Consider the following 25294-nt stretch of genomic DNA (forward strand, 5'->3'; position numbering starts at 1 on the left):
GCCGGGTAGGCCTAAAATCTGAATCTTGTTCTACATTAAATAGTGAGAGCATGATGTTGTCCGAAAACCGCTCACACTTTTCGGCATCATGCTCTAGAGGAAGTGAAAATGAATAGCCATTCCATCCGGGAAACGGCGGCTGTTGCCCTTTCCCTGCTCGATCTCACCAATCTGAAGGACGATTGCACGGAAGCCCAGATCGATGCGCTTTGTGCCCGCGCGCAGACGCCCTACGGCAACAGCGCCGCGATCTGCATCTGGCCGCGTTTCGTCGCCCATGCCCGCAATATTCTCGGCACCGCCCATGCCGTGCGCATCGCGACCGTTGTCAACTTCCCCTCCGGCGATATGGAGGTTGCCGATGTCGCCGCTGAAACACGCGAAGCCATCGCCGACGGCGCCGATGAAATCGATCTGGTCATTCCCTACCGCAAGCTGCTTGCCGGCAATGAAAAGGCAGTGACCGACATGGTGAGGGCCGTTCGCGCCGAGTGCGCCGGTCCCGTTCTCCTCAAGGTCATCATCGAGACAGGCGAGCTCAAGGATGCGGCCCTGATCCGCCGCGCCTCGGAACTCGCCATCGAAGCCGGCGCCGATTTCATCAAGACTTCCACAGGCAAGGTCGCCGTTAACGCGACGCTCGAAGCCGCCGACATCATGATCCGCTCCATTCGCGAAAGTGGACGCAAGGTGGGCTTCAAGCCGGCAGGCGGCATCGGCTCGGTCGCCGATGCGGCGCTCTACCTGAGCCTTGCCGAGACCATCATGGCGCCGGACTGGGCGATGCCGTCGACCTTCCGCTTCGGCGCCTCCAGCCTGCTCGACGATATACTGGCGGTTCTCGGCGGAGCACAGTCGGTATCGGCTGCGGCATCGAGCTATTGAAATGATCCCGCAGGAGATCATCCGGCGCAAGCGCAATGGCGAGGAGCTTAGCTCCGTCGATATCAGCTCCTTCATCGGCGCGCTCGCCGCCGGGCAGCTATCGGAAGGCCAAATCGGCGCCTTCGCCATGGCCGTTTGGTTCAAGGGCATGTCACGAGAGGAAATCGTGGCCCTGACGCTGGCGATGGCCGATTCCGGCGACCGGCTGGAATGGACCGATATCGATCGTCCGATCGCCGATAAACATTCGACCGGAGGCGTCGGCGACAATGTTTCGCTGATGCTGGCGCCGATCGCGGCCGCCTGCGGCCTCGCCGTTCCGATGATATCGGGGCGCGGTCTCGGCCATACCGGCGGCACGCTGGATAAGCTCGAATCCATTCCAGGCTATACGATCACCCCGGATGCCGGCCTGTTCCGCAGGGTGGTGAAGGAGGCGGGGTGCGCCATCATCGGCCAGACCGGAGCCTTGGCGCCCGCCGATGGCAGGCTCTATGCCGTGCGTGATGTGACCGCCACAGTCGATTCCATTCCGCTCATCACGGCTTCCATCCTGTCGAAGAAACTCGCGGCCGGGCTTCAGACGCTGGTGCTCGACGTCAAGGTCGGCAACGGCGCTTTCATGGCCGATCGCCATCAGGCGGAGATCCTGGCGCGTTCCCTGGTCGAAGTGGCCAATGGTGCAGGGGTGAAGACCTCGGCGCTGATCACCGACATGAATGAGCCCCTTGCCGATAGCGCCGGCAATGCCGTCGAAATGCGCAACTGCCTGGATTTCCTGGCGGGCAGGAAAGAGAATACGCGGCTCGATACCGTCGTTCTCGCCTTCGCCGCCGAAATGCTGGTGAAATCGGGAACTGCCGCTTCGCCCGACGAAGGTGAGCGGGTGGCGCGTCAGGCCCTGTCGTCGGGAAAGGCGGCTGAGGTTTTTGCGCGCATGGTCTCCATGCTCGGCGGCCCCGGCGATCTCATCGAGAACCCCGATAACTACCTGGCCAGGGCCCCAATCGAAAAGCCCGTCACGGCCGTCCGATCCGGCTGGCTTGCCGCCTGCGACGCCCGCGGTATCGGCGTCAGCGTCATCGATCTCGGCGGCGGAAGACGCCATCCGGCAGACCGCATCGATCACCGTGTCGGCTTCTCCGAACTCCTGCCGCTCGGCACCCGCGTGAATGCCGGCGAGCCGATCGCCCTCGTTCATGCCGCCGACGAAGACGCAGCCGAGCGGGCAGCCGCAGCACTCGCCGCGCATTACCGCATTAGTGAGGACGAGCCGGCGCTCGGCCCTGTCATTGCGGGCCTTGTCTGACGCGGATTATTGCTTGAGGCTGAGCGAGCCGTCGGCGACGGAATAGGAGGCGAGCTTCTGCAGGAAGCTCATGCCGACCAGCGTCGTCGTCAGGGCTTCATCCCTGAGGACGAAGGCCTCGACGTCGCGGACGCGAATGCCGCCGATTTCGATCCGGTCGAGCGTCACATGCGCGGCCTTCGTCTGGCCGTTTGCGGTGTTCACGCCGTAGCGGAAATCGAGCCGGTTGGCCGTGAAACCGAGCCGGCGGGCAAGCGTCTCGTTGAGTGCGACATAGGTGGCGCCGGTGTCGATCAGACCCTGCACCAGCTTGCCGTTCATTTTGAAGCTGCCGATATAGTGGCCCTGCGCATCTGCCTGCAGGCGGATCATATTGCTGCCGGAGACGGGCGCGGCTGCTGCGGGCTTGTCGCTGTCGGTCGAGACATAGTTGGCGGAGAGGGCTTCGGCAGGCTGCTGGCCGGCGCCGCCGAAGAAGGAAGGCACCTGTGTGGCGAGCACCGCGGCGATGCTGGCGAATATGACGGTACGCACGAGCATGAAACAGAAATCCTTCCTGTATAAACCCCGCTTCATGCGGGGCTTCATGCTTCAAGCTTGCTACGCCTCAAGTGCTGACAAGTTGCTAATATCGGCAGCAAAAAAGGCCCGGAGTGAACCGCCGGGCCTCGAAGTCTTTCGATTTGGTAAAGAAAACTGAAATTACTTGGTGCCGTACATGCGGTCGCCGGCATCGCCGAGGCCGGGCACGATATAGCCCTTCTCGTTGAGATGGCTGTCGATCGCCGCGGTGAAGACGGGAACGTCGGGATGCGCCGCGCGGAAATTGCGGATGCCTTCCGGGGCGGCAAGCAGGCAGAGGAAACGGATATTGTGAGCGCCGCGCTCCTTGAGCTTGTCGATTGCCGCGATCGATGAGTTGCCGGTTGCCAGCATCGGGTCGACGACGATGATCAGACGCTCGGCCACATCTTCCGGCGCCTTGAAATAATATTCGACCGGCTGCAGTGTTTCGTGATCGCGGTAGACGCCGATATGCGACACGCGGGCGGAAGGCACGAGATCGAGCATGCCTTCGAGCAGCCCGTTGCCGGCGCGCAGGATCGAGGCGAAGACCAGCTTCTTGCCTTCCAGGATCGGCGACTCGATCGTCTGCAGCGGCGTCTCGATCGTTTCCATCGTCAGTTCGAGATCGCGGGTCACTTCGTAACAGAGCAGGGTGGAAATTTCGCGCAGCAGGCGCCGGAAACTTCCCGTCGATGTCTCCTTGCGCCGCATGATGGTGAGCTTGTGCTGCACAAGCGGATGATCGATGACCGTGACGCCGTCCATGGGGAAGCCTTTCATTCTTTCTATCGAATGTTTCTTTCACGGAAATCGGCCCGACCGCAAGAGTGAAGCCGAATTTGCGCCGATCTTCCCCAGCCTCTCGCCTTACAGGCGGGCGAGCAGCGCCTTCCGCGTCTCGTCGTCGACGAAGGCCGCTTCGATTGCGGTGCGCGTCATGGCGTTGATCTCCGCATCGTCGAAGCCGAAAACGTCGGCGGCAAGCTCGTATTCCCGCTTCAGCGACGTATGGAAGAAAGGCGGATCGTCCGAGCTGATCGTCACCTGCACGCCGGCCTCCTTCAGCCGGCGCAGCGGATGCGAAACAAAGTCGGGAAAGACTTTGAGCGCGATATTGGAGCCTGGGCAGACTTCGAGCACGGTGCCGAGATCGGCAAGACGCTTCACCAGATCGAGATCCTCGATGGCGCGCACCCCATGGCCGATGCGCGAGGGGCGCACGGCATCGAGCGCATCGGCGACACTGAAGGCGCCGCACACCTCGCCGGCATGGATGGTGAGCCCCAGGCCGGCATCGCGGGCGATATCGAAAGCTCTGACATAATCGGCGACGCGGCCCATGCGTTCCTCGCCGGCAAGGTTGAAGCCGGTGATCAACGGATTGTCGGCCTTTGCCGCATATTCGGCGGCACCGATCACGCTTTCCGGGCCGAAATGCCGCTCGCCGGTCACGATCAGCCGGGCCTCGATGCCGCTCTTTCCCCGAGCGCGCCGGATGCCTTCGCAGACGCCTGCAATATAGGCATCGGCGCCGAGCCCGATCCGCTTGCCATGATCGGGTGACACGATGAGTTCGCTGTAGATCGTGTTGATGCCGGCGAGTTCGTCGAGATAGGTTTCGGTCAGAAGCGCATAGTCTTCCTCGGTCTTGTAGACCTCGGAAACCTTGTCGTAGCATTTGAGGAAGCTTGCGAAATCATGCCAGACATAGGTGCCGTCGCGAAGCTCTCCGCTGATGTCGACGCCGTATTTCCGCGCCTGCGCCTCGGTCAATGCAGGCGGCGCCGCACCCTCCAGATGGCAGTGCAGTTCGACCTTCTTCAAATGCGATGTCACAGAAAACTCCTTCCGTGCGGTCCGGCCGGAATGCCGAGATGCCGCGCAATGCTTTCGCCGATGTCGGCATAGGTGCGGCGCACGCCGATCGAACGCGATCGTATGCCGGGGCCGTAGGCAATGATCGGCACGCGTTCGCGCGTATGGTCCGTGCCGCGCCAGGTCGGATCGCAGCCATGGTCGGCGGTGAGCACGACGAGATCGCCTGACTTCAGCTTCTTGTGGACTTCCGGCAGGCGCGCGTCGAAGGCTTCGAGGGCGGCGGCATAACCCGGAACATCGCGGCGATGGCCGTAATTCATGTCGAAATCGACGAAATTGGTGAAGACGAGATCGCCGTCCTCAGCATCGTCGATTGCCGAAAGCGAGGCATCCATCAGCGCTGCGTTGCCGTTCGCCTTGATGACCCTCGAAATGCCCTGATGGGCGAAGATATCGCCGATCTTTCCCACGGCATGCACATGTCGTCCATGCTGGACAAGCCGGTCGAGCAACGTCGGCTCCGGCGGCAGCACGGAGAAGTCGCGCCGGTTTCCGGTGCGCTCAAACGTCGAAGCCGATTGGCCAATGAAGGGCCGGGCGATGACGCGGCCGATATTGTAGGGATCGAGCAGTCCGCGGGCGACCCGGCAAAAGGTGAGCAGGCGTTCGAGGCCGAAATGCGCCTCATGCGCCGCAACCTGGAAGACCGAATCTGAGGATGTGTAGCAGATCGGCTTGCCGGTACGGATATGCTCCTCACCGAGCCGGGCGATGATATCCGTTCCCGAGGCATGGCAATTGCCGAGAATGCCGGGCACATCCCCTTCTCTGCACAACGTTTCTATGAGCTCCGGCGCAAAGGCGTCGCCCTCTGTCGGGAAATAGCCCCAATCGAAGTTGACGGGCGTTCCGGCGATCTCCCAATGGCCCGATGGCGTATCCTTGCCGCGGGAGATTTCGCTGGCGGCCCCATAGACGCCGTAGACCTTCTCCGGGAGAGGCATGCCGGCCGGAAACTGGCCGGACGCGGCCCGTGCGATATGCATCAGCCCGAGCTCGGACATATTCGGCAGGGAAAGCGGCCCGCTGCGCAGACCAGCACGATCTCCGGCTCCGGCTGCGCAGAATTCGGCGATATGGCCGAGCGTATCGGCGCCCTCGTCGCCATAGGCCGCAGCATCCGGCGCGCCGCCGACGCCGAAGGAATCCAGAACGAAAAGAAAGGCACGCGCCATTTTACACCCGAAAGAACCGATCGCCGACCCCTGAGAGATCGGGAGACGGCACAGGCTCAGCCATATAATGCTGCGGTCGGCTTGGCAAATTCGGGAAGAGGGGAAAAGGCTGCTCAGCAGTCGCCGCAGGGGATGGAGTCGCCTTGCCGCTGGCGATAGAAATAGCTCCGGCTGATGGTGATCGTCCGGACGCCATCCGGCATGAAGTTCGGCGCGAACAGGAACATCGTGTAGGGAATGCTGAGCTCGGTGCGGACCAGGAAGCTGTTTGCCGTCTTCATGTCCGACGGCACGTCGGCCACGGTGGTGTTCTTGGCGTAGGGCACCGTCCCGTCCTGCGCCCACGACCACAGCACTTTCGCGTTGGCGCCGGCGTCGATGGTAATCCCTGTGATCTTCAGCTTCAGCGACGTCGTGTTGTAGGGTACGAACATCGCGGTGGCGACCGACGGCATCTGCGCAAGCGCGCTCTTCGTGACCGATTGCTGCTGGGTGACGATATCGGCGATCGTTCCTGCGGCGCGGGTCACGCGCTTGCTGACGCTGAGGCCGATCGTAATCTCGAAAGCGCCGATATAGAGCATGACGAGCACGGGAAAGAGGATTGCGAATTCGATCGCGCCGGCGCCCTTGCGCTCTCGTGCCAGCCGTCGCGCCGTCAATACAACTCTGGTGAACGGATTGCGCAAGGCCATCATGGATACTGCTCGTTCTGGAAAGCCGTGGTCGCGACGATCAGATATTGCGTCGGCATCGAACCGTCCGACGGCCTTATCGTCGTAATGTAAGGCCGGACCAGATCCGTGATGATTTCCCAGCGATAATAGGCGCGCAGCATGTTGATGGTGCCGGCGCCGCCCGGCGTATATTTGAAGGCTGCGGTGTTGATGTCGGCATATTTGTCGGTGGAGAGCTTGGGGATCGTCGTCGGGATGGCCGAAAAACTGCTGAAGGTCTGTACATCCAGGTAGAGTTTGCTGGGTGTGGCGACCTCGGTCGCCGAGCAGCTGATCAGGATTGAGATCTCGTTGCAGAAAGCCTGGCGGAACTGTGCCTGGTTCATATCGGTCGTGCGGCCGAGATTGTAGGTGATCTGCCCGGTTCGCATCCGTCGGCCCATCGTATCGACGGCGTTGGAGACGAGTTCCTCGGCCGCGAAGGCGACGAAGGTTTCGAGGATCGCGAAGATCACCATGAAATACGGAATGGCGAGCAGCGCGAATTCGATTGCCGCCGCGCCGTCGCGCGAACGGGCAAGCGAGCGCAATCGTGAGAAACGGAACGGCGCGAAGGCGCGCGGCTTATCCGTCTTCTGATCAATGACCGTCATTGCCTGGACCCGTGCGACATTTTACAGCCGTCACACTAAGGTCCGTTCGTTGATTTTCCGTTTCAGCCTGATACGACGATTTTAACGAATGGCCGAAGAAGCCCGAAGGCGAGCCAATCAGGGAGAGGCGGCGGCGGTAGCTTCCTGAGCATGCTGCTCGCAGTTCGGCGTGCAGGAAAGCACCGAGCGCTCCGTCTGCCGGTAGACGCGCACCGTATTGCCCTCGTCGATCGACACCAGGATGCGTTCGTCGAGGATCGCATTGCCGTCGGCATCGAGCAGGACGAGATTGGTGGTGCCGAAGCTGCGTCCCGTGAGCACGATGGTCTTGGCATCGGCCACGGTCGCATCGGCGACCTTGGCGTTGCCGACGATCACCTTGCTGACCGGGCGGTCGAGCTTCAGGACGCGCGCGTGATCCATATAGACCCGCAGCATGTCATCGTCTTCGGCCGAGGAAACGCCCGAAATACCGAAAACGGCGATCATGCCGGCAAAGAAAATGATTTTGCCGCTCGATGACATCTGGTCCTCTTTCACGATCACAGCGCAATAGGCGTATAGAATGGAAAAAAATGGTGAACGAAGCCTTAAGCCCGATAGCCTATGTTCTGGAATGAAGCGAAGCGGTTCGGTTTGAGACGGTCACAATCGGTAGCTGTCACAAGAAGGTACGGCGATCGCTCCATTCCAGGACGATGGCACGGGCGTCGGTGCGGCATGGTCTGGGATATTCGTAGACATTTAGGGAATCGGGTAAGAAAATGCTTACCTTACAAGGGCCTGTTGTCTCATTCGCATATTGTTAACTCTTTTCTTTAAGCGGATGGAAACGCCCATTCGCTAGGTTGCAGTCATCCGATCAACGGCAACAGTTGGCGGACGTGCTGAACATCAACTGGAGTTAGGAGTAACCATGACCAAGCTTTTTAGCCGTTTTCTGAAGGACGAATCCGGCGCGACCGCAATCGAATACGGCCTGATCGCTGCCCTCATTTCCGTAGCGCTCATTGCTGGCGCAACGACCCTCGGCGGCAAGATCGGTAACACGTTCAACGGCCTGAGCAACAAGATGACGACTGCTCAGACGGCAAGCGGCGGCTGAGCTAGATACCGCCAGACGGCGTCGGGATAGTGTCGGCCGGATTTGTTTCGGCCGAACATTCGAGTGGGCTCACAGGCTGAACGGCCGTGAGCCTTTTCGTGTCTTAACTATGATCGGGTATACGCATGATCGCAGCCGCAGTCTTCCTGATCCTGCCACTCTGCCTCGCCATGGCGGCGTTTTCGGATCTGTTCACCATGACGATTCCGAATCGCGTTTCCTTGATTCTCATCGCCTCCTTCTTCATTCTCGCACCGCTCTCCGGCCTTGGCCTGCAAGCGATCGGCATGCATCTTGCCGCGGGCACCATCGTCTTTACCGCCTGTTTTGCCCTTTTCGCCTTCAATGTGATGGGCGGCGGAGACGCCAAGTTGCTGAGTGCCACAGCGCTCTGGTTCGGTCTGAACGAATCTCTTCTTTTCCTCATGACCGATGTCGCCCTCATCGGCGGTCTCGTCACCTTGTTCATCCTGCTGGTGAGAGCGCAATCGGACACCATCCTCGCGATCGGCCTGCCGGTGCCGGACTCGGTCCTGCTCGCCAAGAAGATCCCCTATGGCATCGCCATCGCTATCGGTGGCTTCATGGCCTTCCCATACTCGCCACTCTTCCTCACTGCGCTGGAAAGCCTGAAATGACGGCATTTTAAATGCCCGTTAACTTAAAATGTAAGCGTTCCATTAACCATAATTATACCAATTCCTGAGCATTCTGCGGGGCGAACATATCGTGCCCTGAGGAATGATCGATGAAACCGGCCCGCGTTATAATCCTAGGTGTCGCCGTGGTGGCAGCCGGCCTCGCCGGCTTGCTGGCGATGCACATGGCGGGCAATCCCGATGTCGTCACCCAGGTCCAGTCGGTCGTCGAGAAGGAACCGACCGTCAACATCCTCGTATCGAGCGGCAACCTGCCGGTCGGCGCAAGGCTGGACGAGAAGTCGGTTCACTGGATGGCTTGGCCGCAGGACGGTGTCGTCCAGGGCTTGATCACCGAAGCCGACAAGCCGGATGCGATCAAGGATCTGCAGGGCGCCGTCGTTCGTCTTCCGATCTTCGAAGGCGAGCCGATCCGGCCAGAAAAGGTCGCCGATTCCAACAGCCGCATCCTGTCTTCGCTGTTGCCGGCCGGCAAGCGCGCGGTGGCGACCGAGATCTCGGTGGCAACGGGCGCCGGCGGTTTCATTCTGCCGAACGACCGCGTCGACGTCATCATGGTCCGCAAGGGCACGGAAGCCAACAAGCTCATTACCGAAACCGTGCTGAGCAATGTCCGTGTTCTCGCCATCGACCAGCAGATCCAGGAAAACGAGGACGGCTCGAAGGCGGTGGTCGGCACGACCGCGACGCTCGAGCTGACCCCGGACCAGACCAAGGTTCTCGCCGTCGCCCAGCAGATGGCGGACCGGTTGTCCCTGGCGCTGCGCTCCGTCGCCGATGCGCAGGAGCAGGATACCAGCGCGGCGGACTATCTCCTGAGCGGCGATAACGGCAGTGCGATCATTCAGGTCATCAAATCAGGCGCCATCGTCACGGATGCCAGCGGCGCGGCGAAGGCGGAGTAAAAGGACGTGCAAATGGGCAATTCAACGCGGCGCGCCAGGCTTCTGCTGACAGGCGGTCTCTCGCTGGCAATCGGCGCCTCCGGCATGGCGCCGGCCCCCCTCGCGCCGCTTTTCGGTGCAGGCGAGGCGCGTGCCGATTCCGACAGCTTGGTGCGTATCTCGCAGACCGGCCCCAATGCCCACCGCCGGCTGAAGCTCGGGCTCAACAAGGCCGTCGTCGTCGACCTGCCGGAGGATGCGCATGATATCCTCGTCTCCGATCCGACCATGGCCGATGCCGTGACCCGCACCTCGCGGCGCATCTACCTGTTCGGCAAGAAGGTCGGCCAGACGAATATCTTCGTCTTCGGCGGCGATGGGCAGGAGATCGTCAATCTCGATATCGAGATCGAGCGCGATGTTTCCGGTCTCGAAGTCAATCTCCGCCGCTTCATTCCCGATTCCAACATCAACGTCGAAATCGTCTCAGACAATATCGTGCTGACCGGCACCGTGCGCACCCCGCAGGATGCCACGCAGGCTGCCGATCTGGCGCAGGTCTTCCTGAAGGGCGGCGAGGCGACGACGAGAACCGAGACGGCATCCGGCACCGGCGGCGACAGCTCGGTGGCGCTGTTTGCCGAAGGCCGTCAGGCCTCGCAGGTCGTCAACCTGCTGCAGATCCAGGGCGAGGACCAGGTCACTCTCAAGGTGACCATCGCCGAGGTCCGTCGCGAGGTCCTGAAGCAGCTCGGCTTCGACAATCTCGTCTCCAATTCCTCCGGCATGACGGTCGCTCAACTCGGCACTCCCAACGCTGACGGTGCGACGGCGACGGTCGGCGGCGGCCTGGCGGCGCTCTTCAAGAGCTCGATCGGCAAATACGACATCTCCACCTATCTGAACGCGCTGGAGCAGGCAAAGGTCGTCAAGACGCTCGCCGAACCGACGCTGACGGCGATATCGGGCCAGGCCGCGACCTTTAATTCCGGTGGTCAGCAGCTATATTCGACGACCGATAGCGACGGTAACGTCACCGTCGTACCGTTCAACTACGGTATCAACCTCGCTTTCAAGCCGGTCGTGCTGTCATCGGGCCGCATCAGCCTGCAGATCAAGACGAACGTCTCCGAACCGGTATCCGGCAGCGGCAACGCCACTTATCAGCGCCGTTCGGCGGAAACCTCGGTGGAGCTGCCCTCGGGCGGTTCGATCGCGCTGGCCGGTCTCATCCGCGACAACGTTTCCCAGACGATGGGCGGCACGCCCGGCGTCTCGAAAATCCCGCTGCTCGGCACGCTCTTCCGCCAGAAGGGTTTCGAGCGTCAGGAAACCGAACTCGTCATCATCGCGACACCCTATCTGGTGCGCCCGGTGGCGCGTAACCAGCTCAACCGGCCGGACGACAATTTCAGCCCTGAGAATGACGGTGCAACCTTCTTCCTCAACCGTGTGAACAAGGTCTATGGCCGCCGCGAGGCGCCCGTCGCCGATGCGCAGTTCCACGGCTCGATCGGGTTCATCTACAAATGAGCGGGGCGCGATCGGCAGCAATGGACGAGAACAGAGATCAGGCGATGGCCCATATGAATGCGACGACACCCCGCCTCGGAATCTCCAGGGCGCTTTTTGCCACCGCCGTCATTTCGGTGGCGGTCCTTTCCGGATGCGCCGGTCCGCACGACCAGCTGACGACGGGCGGCATTCCCGACGATTACCGCGCCCGCCATCCGATCATCGTGACGGAGGCGGAGCAGACGGTGGATATACCCGTCGCCTCGACCGACCGCCGCCTGACCATCGCCCAACGCGATCTCATCCGGGGCTTTGCCGCAAACTACATCTCACGCGCGTCGGGCCCCGTTTACGTCCTGTCGCCGGAAGGCTCGCCCAATTCGGCGGCGGCTCATCAGCTGCGCAACCAGGTCCGCGCCGAACTGGCGGCGAGGGGGATCGCAAGCTCGAAGATCGTCAACACCTCCTATGCCGCCGCCGGTGCCGGCGATGCGGCGCCGATCCGGCTGAGCTTTACCGGAACGACCGCGGTCACTACGCAGTGCGGCCAATGGCCGAAGGATATCTCGAACGATTTCACCAACCAGAATTATTATAATTTCGGCTGCGCCTCTCAGAACAACCTTGCCGCCCAGATTGCCAATCCGGAGGACCTGGTTGCACCTCGCGGCATGACGCCGATCGATGCGCAGCGACGCAACAATGCCATCCAGGAGTACCGGACGACGACGTCGACGATCGAAGAGATCGGCGACAGCAGCAGCGGATTCTGAGGCGGAACGGAACGATGAGCGCGATCGAATACGAAATCAGGAACCCCAGCGAGCTTCGCCACGCCGAAGAGGCGGTGCGCATGGCGGATCTGGAAAACATGCGGCCGCTGCCGCGCATCTCCGTTCACGCCTTCTGCGAGAGCGAGGCCCTGCAGCATGTCATGGAGCGCTGCGCCAACGATCGGCGCATGGCGAAGGTCAGCATGCGCATCACCAGCGGCGGCATAGCTGCCGCGGCCAATATGTTTTCCGGCGCTCCGACGCCGAACCTCATCATCCTGGAGACCAAAGCCAATTCCGGCAGCCTGCTTGGAGAACTCGCTCCGCTCGCCGCCGTCTGCGACCCGACGACGAAGGTCGTGATCGTCGGCTACTACAATGATATCGGTCTCTATCGCGAACTCATCCGCAACGGCATTTCCGAATATATGGTCCAGCCGGTCGCCATGCCCGATATCCTGACGGCGATGGCTTCGATCTTCGTCGATCCGGAGGCCGAGCCGCTCGGCCGCAGCATCGCCTTCATCGGCTCGAAAGGCGGCACCGGCGCCTCGACCGTTGCGCATAATTGCGCCTTCGGCATTTCCAATCTCTTCTCCACAGAGACGATCCTCGCTGATCTCGACCTGCCCTACGGCACGGCGAATATCGACTTCGACCAGGATCCGGCTCAGGGGATCGCCGAGGCGGTCTTCGCGCCGGATCGTCTCGACGAAGTCTTCCTCGACCGCCTGCTGACGAAATGCTCCGAGCATCTTTCCCTGCTTGCAGCACCCTCGCTGCTCGACCGCGCTTATGATTTCGACGGCCAGGCCTTCCAGCCGGTACTCGACGTCCTGCAGCGCAGCGCGCCGGTCACGGTGCTCGATGTTCCGCATGCCTGGTCGGAATGGACGCGCTCGGTGCTGTCGAGCGTCGACGAGGTGGTTTTGTGCGCGGTTCCCGATCTCGCCAATCTGCGCAATGCGAAGAACATGCTGGACGCGCTGCGCAAGATGCGGCCGAACGACAAGCCGCCGCATCTCGTCCTCAATCAGGTCGGCATGCCGAAGCGTCCGGAGATCTCGCCCTCGGACTTCTGCGAACCGCTGGAAATCGATCCGATCGCCATCATTCCCTTTGACATCAATCTTTTCGGCAACGCCGCCAACAGCGGCCGGATGATCTCGGAAGTCGATCCGAAATCGCCGACGGCGGAAACCTTTTCGCAGATATCGCACATCGTTACCGGCCGTGTCGCGATCAAGAAGGCGAAGAAGGGCGGCCTGATGGGCCTCCTGAAGCGTAAGTAGACGATGAGCAATTCCAGCAAAACTGCGCAGCGGAATTGCGTGAAAACAAAAAGATAGAGCAGATTGGATTAAGCGGCATGTTTGGAAAACGCGGAAACGAAGGTTTCGGAAAGGCCGGAGGCGCGATTGCTCCCCCGCCGCCGGCTCCGGCCGCCGCCCCCGCGGCCTCCTCTCCTGCCGTCCTGGTCGAACCTTCGCGCGAATCCGCGCGCCAGCAGGTGACGCCCCCGCCGATGCACGCGCCGCAGCGCAAGCGTCCTGTCCGCACCGACGAATATTACGACACCAAGGCGCAGGTCTTTTCCGCGCTGATCGATACGATCGATCTCTCGCAGCTTTCCAAGCTCGACGGCGAAAGCGCGCGCGAGGAAATCCGCGACATCGTCAACGACATCATCACCATCAAGAATTTCGCGATGTCGATCTCCGAGCAGGAAGAGCTGCTTGAGGATATCTGTAACGACGTCCTGGGCTATGGCCCGCTGGAGCCGTTGCTGGCGCGCGACGATATCGCCGATATCATGGTCAACGGCGCTGGGCAGACCTTCATCGAAGTCGGCGGCAAGACGATCGAATCGGAGATCCGCTTCCGTGACAATGCGCAGCTTCTTTCCATCTGCCAGCGCATCGTCAGCCAGGTCGGCCGCCGTGTCGACGAGTCGAGCCCGATCTGCGACGCCCGCCTTCCGGACGGTTCGCGCGTCAACGTCATCGCGCCGCCGCTGTCGATCGACGGGCCGGCGCTCACCATCCGCAAATTCAAGAAGGACAAGCTGACGCTCGATCAGCTCGTCCGTTTCGGCGCGATCACGCCGGAAGGCGCCACCGTCCTGCAGGTCATCGGGCGCGTGCGCTGCAATGTCGTCATCTCCGGCGGCACGGGCTCGGGCAAGACGACGCTCCTGAACTGCCTCACCAATTACATCGACAGGGACGAACGCGTCATCACCTGCGAGGATACGGCCGAACTGCAGCTGCAGCAGCCGCATGTCGTGCGTTTGGAAACGCGCCCGCCGAATATCGAAGGCGAGGGCGAAATCACCATGCGCGACCTCGTCAAGAACTGTCTGCGTATGCGTCCCGAGCGCATCATCGTCGGCGAAGTGCGCGGACCTGAGGTCTTCGACCTCCTGCAGGCGATGAACACCGGTCACGACGGCTCGATGGGCACGATCCACGCCAACACGCCGCGCGAATGCCTGAGCCGTATCGAATCGATGATCGCCATGGGCGGCTTCACGCTGCCGGCAAAGACGGTACGCGAGATCATCTCCAGCTCCGTCGACGTCATCATCCAGGCCGCGCGCCTCCGCGACGGTTCACGCCGCATCACCCAGATCACCGAGGTGATCGGCATGGAAGGCGACGTCATCATCACCCAGGACCTGATGCGCTACGAGATCGAAGGCGAGGATGCGGGCGGCCGTCTGATCGGCCGGCACATGTCGACCGGTGTGGGCAAGCCGCATTTCTGGGATCGGGCCCGTTATTTCAACGAGGAAAAGCGTCTTGCCGCCGCCCTCGATGCGATGGAAGCGAAATCGAAGGAATAGGGTGATGTTCGGGTTCGATCCGGTAGTCCTGGCAATCGTCGTGCTCGCCGCCGTCTCGGCGGCGGCGGTCGCCTATGCCCTGATGTTTTCCCGGATCGAGGCCGATAAGAAATCGGCAAGCCGCATCAACCGCGTCAAATCGGCCGAAGTCGACAGGGCCAAGGTCAAGGCTGCCCGCGACCGGGTGCAGGAATTGTCGAAGCGCCGCAAGTCGGTGCAGGACAATCTGAAGGATCTGGAAAAGCGCCAGAACGAAAAGACCAAGAAGAACCTGTCGATGAAGTCTAGGCTGGTACAGGCCGGCCTGACGGTCACGGTGACGCAGTTCTATCTCTTCAGCGCCATCTTCGCCTCCGTGCTGCTGCTCATGGCTTTCGTCATCGGTGCGTCGTGGATGGTCATGGTCGGCATCGCCGTCGTGGCCGGGCTCGGCCTGCCGCGTTGGATCCTCGGCTTCCTCATCAAGCGCCGCCAGAACAAGTTCCTCAACGAGCTTCCGAATGCGCTCGACGTCATCACACGCTCGATCAAATCGGGCCTGCCGCTAAACGATGCGATCCGTCTCATCGCAACCGAAGGCACCGAGCCCGTTAAAAGCGAATTCCGGCGCGTGATCGAGGCGCAGCAGGTGGGGCTCAGCATTCCCGATGCCTGCGCCCGCATGACGATCCACATGCCGCTCCAGGAGGTCAACTTCTTCGCCATCGTCATCGCCATCCAGTCGCAGGCCGGCGGCAACCTGTCGGAGGCGATCGGCAACCTCTCCAAGGTTCTGCGCGACCGCAGGAAGATGAAGGCCAAAGTTTCGGCGCTTTCGATGGAAGCCAAGGCCTCCGCCGTCATCATCGGCGCTCTGCCCTTCATCGTCGCGACCCTCGTCTACCTCACGTCGCCGAATTACATGATGGTCCTTTTCACCGATCCGCGCGGCCATGTCATCATGGGTTTCTCGGCGATCTGGATGTCGATCGGTATCTTCGTCATGCGCAACATGGTCAATTTCGACATTTAGCGGGAGAAAAGCACCATGTCGCAGGATCTTGCCGCAACGCTGACCAATCCGAGCATGCTCATCGCCGTCTTCGTCGCGATCGCCGTCTTCGCCACTTTCTATACGATCGCCATCCCCTTCTTCGAGCGCGGCGATCTCAGCAAGCGCATGAAAGCCGTTTCGACCGAGCGCGAGCAGATCCGCGCCCGCGAACGTGCCCGCATGAACACGGAGCCCGGTGCCGGCAAGGCCTCGCTGAGGAGCCAGAACAACCGCCCGGTTCGCCAGATCGTCGAGCGCTTCAACCTGCGCAAGGCGCTCGTTGACGAAAATACGGTCAACAAGCTGCGGGCCGCCGGTTTTCGCTCGGAGAATGCGCTGAATACCTTCCTCGCGGCGCGTTTCCTGTTGCCATTCCTTTTCCTTGCCCTTGCCGCCTTCTGGGTCTTCGGCCTCGGCGGTCTTGCCGAACGCGGCATGCCCATGCGCATGCTCGCCGTCATCGGCATCGGATATCTCGGCTTTTACGCGCCGAACATCTACATCTCGAATCGCATGACCAAGCGTCAGCACTCGATCAAGCGCGCCTGGCCGGATGCGCTGGACCTGATGCTGATCTGCGTCGAATCAGGCATTTCGATCGAGGCCGCGATGCGTCGCGTGTCCGAAGAGCTCGGCGAGCAGTCGCCGCCGTTGGCCGAGGAAATGGTGCTGACCACCGCCGAACTCTCCTTTCTGCCGGATCGCCGTGTGGCGCTCGAAAATCTCGCCACACGCACGCAGATCGAGCTGGTGCGCTCTGTGACCCAGGCGCTGATCCAGGCGGATCGTTACGGCACGCCGGTTGCGCAGGCCCTGCGCGTCCTCGCCCAGGAAGGACGCGACGAGCGGATGAACGAAGCGGAAAAGAAGGCGGCCGCCCTGCCGCCGAAATTGACGGTGCCGATGATCCTTTTCTTCCTGCCGGTGCTGATCGCCGTCATTCTCGGTCCGGCCGGTATCCAGGTAGCCGACAAGTTCTGAGGGTTGCTCCGGCGCCGGAAAGCGGATGCCTTTCATCGCAGCCTCAACCGGTGTGACTGGCGCCGGAATAGCTGGTAAACGGAATGGAAGGCCATCGGGAAGCGCGGAAGCGGCCGCCGCTTTCCCCAGCGCTATCGATCCCGAAAGAGAGGTTCCGATGTCTTCCGTGGGCGTTTTCATCAGCATCATGGCAGCCTTGATGGTCGGCGCGATGAGCCCCGGCCCGAGCTTCGTCGTCGTCTCCAGGATCGCCATTTCGCGTTCGCGGCTGGATGGACTCGCGGCCGCACTCGGCATGGGCGCCGGCGGCATCGTTTTTGCTGCGCTGGCGCTTGCCGGTCTGACGGCGCTGCTGTCGCAGTTCGAATGGCTCTATGTGCTGCTGAAGGTCGCGGGCGGCGCCTATCTTCTCTATATCGCCGTCAATATCTGGAAAGGCGCCGGAGAGCCGCTCGAGGTTTCCGATGCCGCCAATGACCATCGCGCGCCTCGGCGCAGCTTCATGACCGCATTGCTGACGCAGCTCAGCAACCCCAAGACCATCATCGTCTATGCCAGCCTCTTTGCGGCGCTGCTGCCGAGGACGGTGCCGCTCGATCTCATCGTGGCGCTGCCGGTCGGTGTCTTCGCGGTGGAGGCGGGGTGGTATTCGATCGTGGCGCTCGCCTTTTCGGCCCGCCACCCCAGACGGCTCTATCTCCATGCCAAAGGCTGGATCGATCGGGCCGCCGGCGCCGTGATGGGCGGCCTTGGTCTGCGTCTCATTCTTTCGGGCTTGAGCGTCCGTTAAAGCGCGTCGCGATCTTTCAGATTCGCTCCTCGCGCTTTAGATCTTTGTTTTACGCATGTCGTTATCGCAAAGCCGCTGCACACTTTTGCGCGACATGCTCTAGAGGGCCCAGTCATTCGGCAAGTGATCCGCTCAGTTGGTATTGCCGCCATCCGCCGCACCCGGCGTCTTGTCCTTCGCCGCGAGCTTCTGCCAGGAATTCTGCTGCGAGAGCATGCCTCTGAGATAGGCGACGTTGGCATCGGCCTGTTGCGGCGAGAGTTCGCGTCGCGCGATCTGCTCGGCTTCCGGGAAACGTCCCTGCAGCCCGACGACGAGGGCAAGGTTCTGCCTGACGCGGCTGTCGGCGGTCGGCTGGCTGGCGGCGGAGCGCAGATAGGTTTCGGCCGTGCGCAGGTCGCCGGTCAGCACATAGGACATGCCGAGATTGGAAAGGATGGAAGGCTCGTTCGGCTGGATGTCGAGCGCGTCGCGGTAGCGCTTTCTGGCGTCTGTCGCCCTGCCCATCTGGTCGAGGATCGCGCCTTGGGCCGAGATCAGCTTCCAGTCCGGACGGTCCGGCGTCTGGGCGCGGCCGATCGTGTCGAGCGCCTGCTCGAACTGGCCGGCCGCCGCCTGCGCCTTGCCGTAGGCGGCCAGCACGTTGCGGTCGCCGGGATTGGCAATCGCCACCTGCTGCATGACGGCGAGCGCCTGGGCATCGCGTCCGTTCATGCGCAGCAGATTGGCATAATTGACGCCGTTGACGGGATCGCGCGGGTTTTTTGCATAGGCCTGGCCGAGCCGGTCGGTCGCTAAGCGCAACTCGGTCGCGTCCATCTCCTCGACAGGCTTGGTGATCTTCGGCACCGATCCCGTCGTCATCCGGTCCTTGGTCGTCGAGCAACCGGCAAGCGCCAGGACGATCAGCGATGCCGCGGCGCCCTGCAGGATACGATTGGTGAATATGGTGGTGAGCGAGGCAGGCATGACGCGTTCCTGGATTCCGAAATCGGCGCCTGACCTCGAACGCGGAACAGGAAAGGTTTGACGCAATCTTCGCTCCAGCAATAGTCTGTTAACCCTAACAGACCGTTAAGGAACGATTCCTGACGACCGCCGAAGGACGATCATGGCCCCCTATCAGTTTATCGAGAGACCGACCCCTTTCAACACGAAGGGCGGTTCGACGCTGCCGATCTTTGCCGTCACCCCTGCCCATATCGAGACCGGTACGATCGACCCGATCGCGCTCGATTGGGCGCAGAAGGCGGGCTACAAGGCTGAAAGCGGATCGCTGCTGCTGATCCCGACGGCCGATGGCCATCTCGGCGGCGCGCTTTACGGCCTCGGCACCAATCCGTCCGAACAGCCCTACATCACCGGCAGGCTCGCCCGCGCATTGCCGGCCGGCGACTGGCACATCGAGACCGCGCCGCTGACGGCGAATCGCCTGGCCCTCGGCTTCGGGCTCGGCAGCTATCGTTTCGACCGCTACAAATCCGAAAAATCGCCGGCCGCGACGCTGATGATTCCGAGGGATGCCGATGCTGCCGATATCAAGCGCCAGCTCGCCGGCGTCTTTCTCGCCCGCGACCTCATCAACACGCCGACCAACGATATGGGACCGGAACAGCTCGAAGCCGCTTTCCGCGGCCTGGCTCAGCATTACAAGGCAGAACTATCGGTTATTACGGGCGACGAGCTGCTCGAGCAAAACTTCCCTCTCGTCCATACCGTCGGCCGCGCCAGCGCCGATGCGCCGCGCCTGCTCGAATTGCGCTGGGGCAAGAAGGGCCATCGCAAGGTGACGCTCGTCGGCAAGGGCGTCTGCTTCGATACCGGCGGCCTCGACATCAAGCCCGCCGCCTCGATGCTGCTGATGAAGAAGGACATGGGTGGTGCTGCGAATGTCATGGGCCTTGCCCTGATGATCATGGACGCCAAGCTGAAGGTCGACCTGCGCGTCATCATCCCCGTCGTCGAAAACGCGATCTCGTCCAATGCTTTCCGTCCCGGCGACATCTATCGGAGCCGTAAAGGACTGACCGTCCAGATCGATAATACCGATGCCGAAGGCCGCCTGATCCTTGCCGATGCGCTCGCCTATGCCGACGAGGAGGAGCCCGACCTGCTGATCGACATGGCGACGCTGACGGGCGCTGCCCGCGTCGCGCTCGGCCCCGATCTTCCGCCCTTCTTCACCGACGACGCCAATCTGGCGCACGATCTCACCGAAGCGAGCCTCGAAACGGACGATCCGATCTGGCGCCTGCCGCTCTATGCCGGCTATGAAAAGGATGTCCGCACCAAATTCGCCGACCTCACCAATGCCCCGGCCGGCGGCATGGCCGGGGCGATCACCGCCGCGCTCTTCCTCAAGCGTTTCGTCAGCAAGACGAAGAGCTGGGCGCATTTCGACATTTACGGCTGGGCCCAGTCCGAACGGCCGCATTCGCCGGGTGGTGGTGAGGCGCAGGCGATCCGCGCGCTCTTTCACCATATTCGCGAGAGCGTTCGCTAAAGCCGATCGTTAAAATTTTATTCACCCTTCCGGGCGGCAGTTCCTGCCGCCCCTTGCGTATGTGCAGCAACTGCCGGAAAATGAAACGCTAGCGTAACGATTTTCCGGAGGAGCCGTGCCGATCGAACTGACCGCCTCGCAGGCGCTGGGGCTCTGGCATGGCGTGGCGCTCGATCAGGTTCGCCATGACGACCGCGATTTGACGTTGCGCCAGATGGCGATCCTGCTGCATATTTATCTGGTGCCGCCGCCCCATACGGTACGCGGGCTTGCCGCCACGCTTGGCGTCACCAAGCCGGTCATCACGCGCGCCCTGGATACGATGGGTGAGATGGGTCTGGTCGACCGCGTGCGCGACGATGCCGACCGCCGCAACGTGATCATCAAGCGCACCGTCGGCGGAGCGCTTTACCTGGAAAAGCTCGGCGATCTCGTACGCGATCAGGGCCGCCGGCTGCCGATCTGAAAGGATGCCAATGACGATGCTCGACCGCCGCCTGCATGCCTACCGGCCTGATCTCGCGGAAGCGGGGCTCGAAGGCAGGGTGGAGGCATCGCGCTTCGTGAAAGGCGCTCCGGCGCGTGTTGCCGTCCCCGTCGTGGCCTTGCGGCCGGAACCGGATCTTGCGCGCGGCATCGACACCGAGTTGCTGCTGGGCGAAGATCTGACGGTTTTCGATCGTGCCGACGGCTGGTGCTGGGTGAAGGCCGCCTCCGATGGCTATGTCGGCTATCTCCCGGCGGAGGCGCTCTCGGAGGGCAAGCCGGCGCCGACCCATATCGTCACCGCACAGCGCAGCTTCGTCTATCCAGAACCCGAACTGCGCAAGCCTCACCAGGCCATTCTGTCGATGGGAAGCCGCGTTCATGTCATGGGTGAAGCGGAAGCGCGCGGCAATCACTATGTCGTGCTGGAGGACGGAACGGCGCTCTTTTCCAGGCACGTCCAGCCGATCGGCGCGCTTGATGGCGCTGATTATGTCGAAATCGTCGCCCGTTTCCTCGAAACACCCTATCTCTGGGGCGGCCGCTCCGGTCTCGGCATTGATTGTTCCGGTCTCGTCCAGCTCGCGATGCTGATGACGGGCAGACATGCGCCGCGCGATACCGACATGCAGGCGGCAGGCCTCGGCCAGCCGATCGACCGCTCCGAAATCCGCCGCGGCGATCTGGTGTTCTGGAAGGGGCACGTCGCCGTCTTCGAAGATCCGGAAACGATCCTTCATGCCAACGGCTACAGCATGACCGTCGCCCGCGAGAATTTCGAAGCTGCCGTCAAGCGCATCGGCTCGCTTTATGAGCAGCCGACCGGCTACCGCCGTCCGTTTGCTGATTAGCGGCGTGTTTCGCGTGGATCGAGAAGATCGCGCAATCCGTCGCCGAGCATGTTGAAGCCGAGAACGGCGAGCGCGATAGCGACGCCCGGCAGGATCGCCAGCCAGGGAGCCAGCGCCAAATAGGTTTGCGAATCGGCAAGCATCCGGCCCCATGTCGGCGCTGGCGGCGCCATGCCGAGCCCGAGGAAGCTGAGGCCGGCTTCGGTCAGGATTGCGAGCCCGAGTTGGATCGTCGCATGTACGATGATCTGGCTCAAGATGTTCGGCAGCACGTGACGCAGCGAAATGGTCAGGCGGGTGTTGCCGATCGCGCGGGCCGCCATGACATAGTCGCGGCTCCAGGCCTGCAGCGAGGTCGCAAGCGTGATACGGGCAAAGACCGGAATCATGAAAACGCCGATCGCGGTGATGGCGGTGAACCGTCCGGGGCCGAGGAAGGCGCCGAGCACCATGGCGGAAAGGATCGGCGGCAACGCGAAGATGACGTCGCAGAGGCGCATCAGCAGCGCTTCGAAGGGGCCGCGGACCGCCGCGGCCGAAATGCCGGCGATTGAACCGAAGGTTCCGCCGATCGCAACCGCGGCAACCGCGATCGAAAGCGAGTTCCAGCACCCGGCCATCAGCATCGAAAGAACATCGCGGCCGAATTGATCCGTGCCGAGCACGCCGAAGGCAAGCGGCGGCTGCAGTTTATGGATGATCTGCATCTTCGCCGGCGGCAGCGGCGTCCAGACGAGAGACAACAATGCGATGGCGATCAGCACGCCGATGATCGTCGCTCCTGAAATGAGGTTCATTCGCCGGCTAAATTTGAAGGCCTGGCGGCGATGGATGCTGACGGGGGATGTGATCGGCGCCATGCCTCAGGCCGCCTTTCTCATCCGGGGATCGATCGCGAGATAGGAAAGATCGACGATGAAATTCATGACGATGACCAGGACCGCAAAAAACAGCACGACATCCTGCATCACGATGATATCGCGCTGGGAGAGTGCCTGAAGCGCAAGCCGCCCGAGGCCGGGCAGGTTGAAGACATTTTCCACCAGCACCGCGCCGGCGACGAGAAAGGTGAATTGCAGCCCGACCACGGTAAGGATCGGAATCAGCGCGTTCGGCAGGATATGCCGCCAGAGCACGGCGCTGCGCGAAAGGCCCTTGGCCGCCGCGGTGCGGGCGAAATCCTCATGCATCGTCTCCAGCACCGCCGCGCGTGCCACGCGCGTCAACACGCCCGCCTGCGGCATCGCCAGCGCGACGGCCGGCATGACAAGCGCCTGCAATGCCGGCAGAAGGCCGGCGCTCCAGCCCGGGAAGCCGCCGGCGGGCATTAGCCCGAGCACAGTTGAAAACAGCATGATCAGCAGCAGCGCCACCCAGAAGGCCGGCACGGCGATGCTGACCTGCGAGAAAAGCGTTGCGACGGCGTCGAGGAGACCGCCCCGGCGCGAGGCCGCCAGTGCGCCGAGGGGCAGGGCGACCGCCACCGAAAGCAGGATCGCCATCAGCGCCAGCGGCAACGTCACAGCAAGCCGCTCGAGGATCAGCCCCGCGACCGGCACGCCATAGGTGAGGGAATTGCCGAGATTGCCTGACAATACACCGGTCAGCCATTGCCCGTAACGGAGAATGAGCGGCTGGTCGAGGCCGAGCTCATGCCGCAGCGCCGCCAGCGTCTCCGGGCTTGCGGAAGTGCCGAGCATGATCGAGGCGGGATCTCCCGGCAGAAGGTCCATGACGGCGAAGATCAGCAGCGAGACGACGAGAAGCGTGATGACGAGGCCGGCGAAGCGGTGGGCGAGCAGTGCGATCATGTCGGGCCGAGCAGTGCGGCAATCGAATGGAGCACACCCTCTCCTCCCTCATTCCTGTGCTTGTCACAGGAATCCAGCCACGGCGCGTCCGCGCCGTGAGTGACTCTATGATAGGGGAGGCGGTTTCCCGCGCCCAAGGACTTGGGCGCACTGGATTCCTGTGACATCCCTTGGGCGAAGCCCTGAGGGCACAGGAATGAGGGAAGGAGAGGGCTGCGCACCTTATCGGCCATCTGTATTCGGATCTCCAAAGCCTGCGCCATACCCACCAAGAACCTGCCGCTTATTCCTCCCAGGAAACCCCAGACAACACATTGGAAGGAATCGGCTCGTTCTCCCACAGCCCCTTCAACTTCCTGTCCCAGACGCCGAGTTTCGGCATGACGAAGAGGTAGAGCGCCGGTACGTCCTCGGCGAGGATCTTTTGTGCTTGTCCATAGATCGCATTCTGCGTATCCGGATCGGTCGTCTCCTGGACCTTCTTCATCAGCGCGTCGAAGTCTGCGTTCCTGTAATTGAAGTAGTAGGGATCGCGCGCGTAGATATCGATGTCGAGCGGTTCGGCATGGGCGACGATGGTCATGTCGAAGTTGCGGTCCTTCATGATGTCCTGGACCCATTTCGCCGGAAATTCCGTCGGTTCGATATCCATCGTCACGCCGATTTCGGCAAACATCGCCTGCATCACCTGGGCACTGCGCGGCGCATAGGCCATTTGCGGCGTCTTGATGGTGAAGGTGAAGCCGTTGGGGTAGCCGGCTTCGGCAAGCAGGGCCTTCGCCTTCTCGACGTCATAGGGAAGCACGCTGGTCATATCCCGATAGCCCGGATCGTTCGGCGTGTAGTGGCTGCCGATCGGCGTGCCGAGGCCGGACCATGCGCCGTCGATCACCGTCTTCCGGTCGATCGCCATCATCAGCGCCTGGCGGACGCGTTTGTCGTCAAAAGGTTTTTTGGCATTGTTCATGCCAGCGACGACCTTGAGTTCGGTATTGCCAATCCTGGTGACGAGCCGCGCATCGCCGTCGAATGAGCTCATCAGTTCGGGAGCGGCAAATTCCGGGAAGGCATCGAGATCGCCGGACTTCAGCGCTGCGGCTTGGGCCTGGGGATCGGCGATGAAGCGGAAGGCCACCTTGTCGAGCTTGGCGGCCGCGTCCTTGTTCCAGTAATCGGCATTCCTGGCGAGCTCGACCTTGTCGCCTTTCGCCCAGCCGGCGAATTTGAAGGGGCCGGTGCCGATCGGCGTCACCTTGTCGTCAGCCGCCGTCTTCGGCCCGACCATCACCGAAGCCGGCCAGCCGAGCCAGTAGATCAGGCTGCCGGTCGGCGCCGAGAGATGCAGGACCAGCGTCTCGGCATCGGGCGTGTCGATCGAGGCGATCGAGGTGAAGAAGCGTTTTTGCGGATTGACCGAATCCGGTCCGCGGGCGCGGTCGAGCGAAAACCTGGCGGCGGCGGCATCGAAGACCTCGCCGTCATGGAATTTGACGCCCGCCTGCAGCTTGAACGTATAGGTCAGGCCGTCTGGTGAAATCTGCCAGCTTTTTGCCAATTGCGGCTGAACCTTGCCGGCCTGGTCGATCGTCACGAGGCCCTCGAACACGTTCTGCCAAGTCACCTGGCCGATCGCCACCGGTGCCGCGATCGTCGGGTCGAGGCCGGTCGGCTCGACGCTCATGCCGAGATTGAGGGTGGTCTTCGCCGCTTCGGCCGGGGTCGCCGCAATCATGAGCGCCGCCGAAAGCACGGCACTGAGGGAAAGCTGCCTGATGAAACGCGCCGAAGGCATGAAGGAAAGCTTGATCATCATGTCCCTGTCTGGCCACGCTCACGGCGAAGGCCTTCGATGAATAGACGGCGCACACATTATGGCGATTTTTTACGCTCAGTGTAGCCGAAATAGCTACACCG

26 protein-coding genes are annotated in these 25294 nt (G+C 62.1%); 15 read left to right on the plus strand and 11 right to left on the minus strand.

Going from position 1 to position 25294, the window contains the following annotated elements; all coding sequences use genetic code 11:
• Positions 1–108: 108 nt before the first annotated feature.
• Positions 109–885, plus strand: coding sequence for a deoxyribose-phosphate aldolase (deoC, locus tag ATY78_RS21535; RefSeq protein ID WP_088684339.1), 777 nt, complete (start codon positions 109–111; stop codon positions 883–885).
• A gap of 1 nt (position 886) precedes the next feature.
• Complete coding sequence (deoA, locus tag ATY78_RS21540; protein WP_088684340.1) at positions 887–2194, plus strand: thymidine phosphorylase; 1308 nt, start codon at positions 887–889, stop codon at positions 2192–2194.
• A 6-nt stretch (positions 2195–2200) separates the two neighbouring features.
• On the opposite strand, the gene ATY78_RS21545 is transcribed toward deoA, so the two are convergent.
• From ATY78_RS21545 to ATY78_RS21575, 7 genes are all read right to left on the minus strand, one after another.
• Complete coding sequence (locus ATY78_RS21545; RefSeq protein WP_088684341.1) at positions 2201–2770, minus strand: TIGR02281 family clan AA aspartic protease; 570 nt, start codon at positions 2768–2770, stop codon at positions 2201–2203.
• A gap of 126 nt (positions 2771–2896) precedes the next feature.
• Positions 2897–3526 carry a uracil phosphoribosyltransferase gene (gene upp / locus ATY78_RS21550; protein ID WP_004674949.1) on the minus strand — a complete coding sequence of 210 codons (630 nt, stop codon included), beginning with the start codon at positions 3524–3526 and terminating at the stop codon, positions 2897–2899.
• A 102-nt stretch (positions 3527–3628) separates the two neighbouring features.
• Positions 3629–4597, minus strand: a complete 969-nt coding sequence (locus ATY78_RS21555; RefSeq protein ID WP_088684342.1) for an adenosine deaminase — start codon at positions 4595–4597, stop codon at positions 3629–3631.
• Positions 4594–5814, minus strand: coding sequence for a phosphopentomutase (locus ATY78_RS21560; RefSeq protein ID WP_088684343.1), 1221 nt, complete (start codon positions 5812–5814; stop codon positions 4594–4596). The genes ATY78_RS21555 and ATY78_RS21560 overlap by 4 nt, the downstream gene beginning before the upstream one ends.
• A gap of 113 nt (positions 5815–5927) precedes the next feature.
• Positions 5928–6509: a TadE/TadG family type IV pilus assembly protein gene (locus ATY78_RS21565; protein WP_088684599.1), complete on the minus strand. Its 582-nt coding sequence runs from the start codon at positions 6507–6509 to the stop codon at positions 5928–5930.
• Positions 6509–7144, minus strand: a complete 636-nt coding sequence (locus tag ATY78_RS21570; protein WP_088684344.1) for a TadE/TadG family type IV pilus assembly protein — start codon at positions 7142–7144, stop codon at positions 6509–6511. The genes ATY78_RS21565 and ATY78_RS21570 overlap by 1 nt, the downstream gene beginning before the upstream one ends.
• Before the next feature lie 117 nt (positions 7145–7261).
• Entirely contained in the window at positions 7262–7669 is a 408-nt protein-coding gene (locus ATY78_RS21575) for a pilus assembly protein N-terminal domain-containing protein (protein ID WP_088684345.1), read from the minus strand.
• Between the two features lie 391 nt (positions 7670–8060).
• On the opposite strand from ATY78_RS21575, the gene ATY78_RS21580 reads away from it, so the two are divergent.
• The 10 genes from ATY78_RS21580 (at position 8061) to ATY78_RS21625 (ending at position 17729) form a co-directional block, all read left to right on the plus strand.
• Positions 8061–8249 (plus strand): Flp family type IVb pilin, encoded by a 189-nt coding sequence (locus ATY78_RS21580; protein WP_088684346.1) that lies wholly within the window; start codon positions 8061–8063, stop codon positions 8247–8249.
• Between the two features lie 125 nt (positions 8250–8374).
• Positions 8375–8887 (plus strand): prepilin peptidase, encoded by a 513-nt coding sequence (locus ATY78_RS21585; RefSeq protein ID WP_088684347.1) that lies wholly within the window; start codon positions 8375–8377, stop codon positions 8885–8887.
• 110 nt (positions 8888–8997) lie between these two features.
• Positions 8998–9813: a Flp pilus assembly protein CpaB gene (cpaB, locus tag ATY78_RS21590; RefSeq protein ID WP_088684348.1), complete on the plus strand. Its 816-nt coding sequence runs from the start codon at positions 8998–9000 to the stop codon at positions 9811–9813.
• 12 nt (positions 9814–9825) lie between these two features.
• Positions 9826–11325 (plus strand): type II and III secretion system protein family protein, encoded by a 1500-nt coding sequence (locus tag ATY78_RS21595; protein ID WP_088684349.1) that lies wholly within the window; start codon positions 9826–9828, stop codon positions 11323–11325.
• Positions 11322–12080, plus strand: a complete 759-nt coding sequence (locus ATY78_RS21600) for a CpaD family pilus assembly protein (RefSeq protein WP_088684350.1) — start codon at positions 11322–11324, stop codon at positions 12078–12080. Before ATY78_RS21595 ends, ATY78_RS21600 begins: the two co-directional genes overlap by 4 nt.
• Before the next feature lie 14 nt (positions 12081–12094).
• Entirely contained in the window at positions 12095–13372 is a 1278-nt protein-coding gene (locus ATY78_RS21605) for a CpaE family protein (RefSeq protein ID WP_088684351.1), read from the plus strand.
• Positions 13373–13449: 77 nt separating this feature from the next.
• The gene (locus tag ATY78_RS21610) at positions 13450–14925 is read left to right on the plus strand and encodes a CpaF family protein (protein ID WP_088684352.1); all 1476 of its coding nucleotides are present in this window, start codon (positions 13450–13452) and stop codon (positions 14923–14925) included.
• Positions 14926–14929: 4 nt separating this feature from the next.
• Positions 14930–15937, plus strand: coding sequence for a type II secretion system F family protein (locus ATY78_RS21615; protein WP_088684353.1), 1008 nt, complete (start codon positions 14930–14932; stop codon positions 15935–15937).
• A gap of 15 nt (positions 15938–15952) precedes the next feature.
• Positions 15953–16939: a type II secretion system F family protein gene (locus ATY78_RS21620; protein WP_088684354.1), complete on the plus strand. Its 987-nt coding sequence runs from the start codon at positions 15953–15955 to the stop codon at positions 16937–16939.
• A 157-nt stretch (positions 16940–17096) separates the two neighbouring features.
• Complete coding sequence (locus ATY78_RS21625) at positions 17097–17729, plus strand: LysE family translocator (protein WP_088684355.1); 633 nt, start codon at positions 17097–17099, stop codon at positions 17727–17729.
• 132 nt (positions 17730–17861) lie between these two features.
• On the opposite strand, the gene ATY78_RS21630 is transcribed toward ATY78_RS21625, so the two are convergent.
• On the minus strand, positions 17862–18698 hold the full coding sequence (locus tag ATY78_RS21630) for a tetratricopeptide repeat protein (RefSeq protein WP_088684600.1): 837 nt from the start codon (positions 18696–18698) through the stop codon (positions 17862–17864).
• Between the two features lie 142 nt (positions 18699–18840).
• Here ATY78_RS21630 and ATY78_RS21635 point away from each other — a divergent pair, with 142 nt between their 5' ends.
• From ATY78_RS21635 to ATY78_RS21645, 3 genes are all read left to right on the plus strand, one after another.
• A complete protein-coding gene (locus ATY78_RS21635) occupies positions 18841–20232 on the plus strand; it encodes a M17 family metallopeptidase (protein WP_088684356.1) in 1392 nt (463 codons plus the stop codon).
• Between the two features lie 115 nt (positions 20233–20347).
• A complete protein-coding gene (locus ATY78_RS21640) occupies positions 20348–20698 on the plus strand; it encodes a MarR family winged helix-turn-helix transcriptional regulator (RefSeq protein ID WP_088676486.1) in 351 nt (116 codons plus the stop codon).
• 10 nt (positions 20699–20708) lie between these two features.
• Complete coding sequence (locus tag ATY78_RS21645; RefSeq protein ID WP_088684357.1) at positions 20709–21569, plus strand: NlpC/P60 family protein; 861 nt, start codon at positions 20709–20711, stop codon at positions 21567–21569.
• On the opposite strand, the gene ATY78_RS21650 is transcribed toward ATY78_RS21645, so the two are convergent.
• The 3 genes from ATY78_RS21650 to ATY78_RS21665 form a co-directional block, all read right to left on the minus strand.
• Complete coding sequence (locus ATY78_RS21650) at positions 21566–22429, minus strand: ABC transporter permease (RefSeq protein ID WP_088684358.1); 864 nt, start codon at positions 22427–22429, stop codon at positions 21566–21568. The two genes, ATY78_RS21645 and ATY78_RS21650, sit on opposite strands and share 4 nt — an antisense overlap.
• A gap of 3 nt (positions 22430–22432) precedes the next feature.
• Complete coding sequence (locus ATY78_RS21655) at positions 22433–23380, minus strand: ABC transporter permease (protein WP_088684359.1); 948 nt, start codon at positions 23378–23380, stop codon at positions 22433–22435.
• Positions 23381–23663: 283 nt separating this feature from the next.
• Positions 23664–25190 carry an ABC transporter substrate-binding protein gene (locus tag ATY78_RS21665; RefSeq protein WP_190237508.1) on the minus strand — a complete coding sequence of 509 codons (1527 nt, stop codon included), beginning with the start codon at positions 25188–25190 and terminating at the stop codon, positions 23664–23666.
• Positions 25191–25294 lie beyond the last annotated feature (104 nt).

This window comes from Rhizobium sp. R635, assembly GCF_002211285.1.
Taxonomy (GTDB): Bacteria; Pseudomonadota; Alphaproteobacteria; order Rhizobiales; family Rhizobiaceae; genus Rhizobium.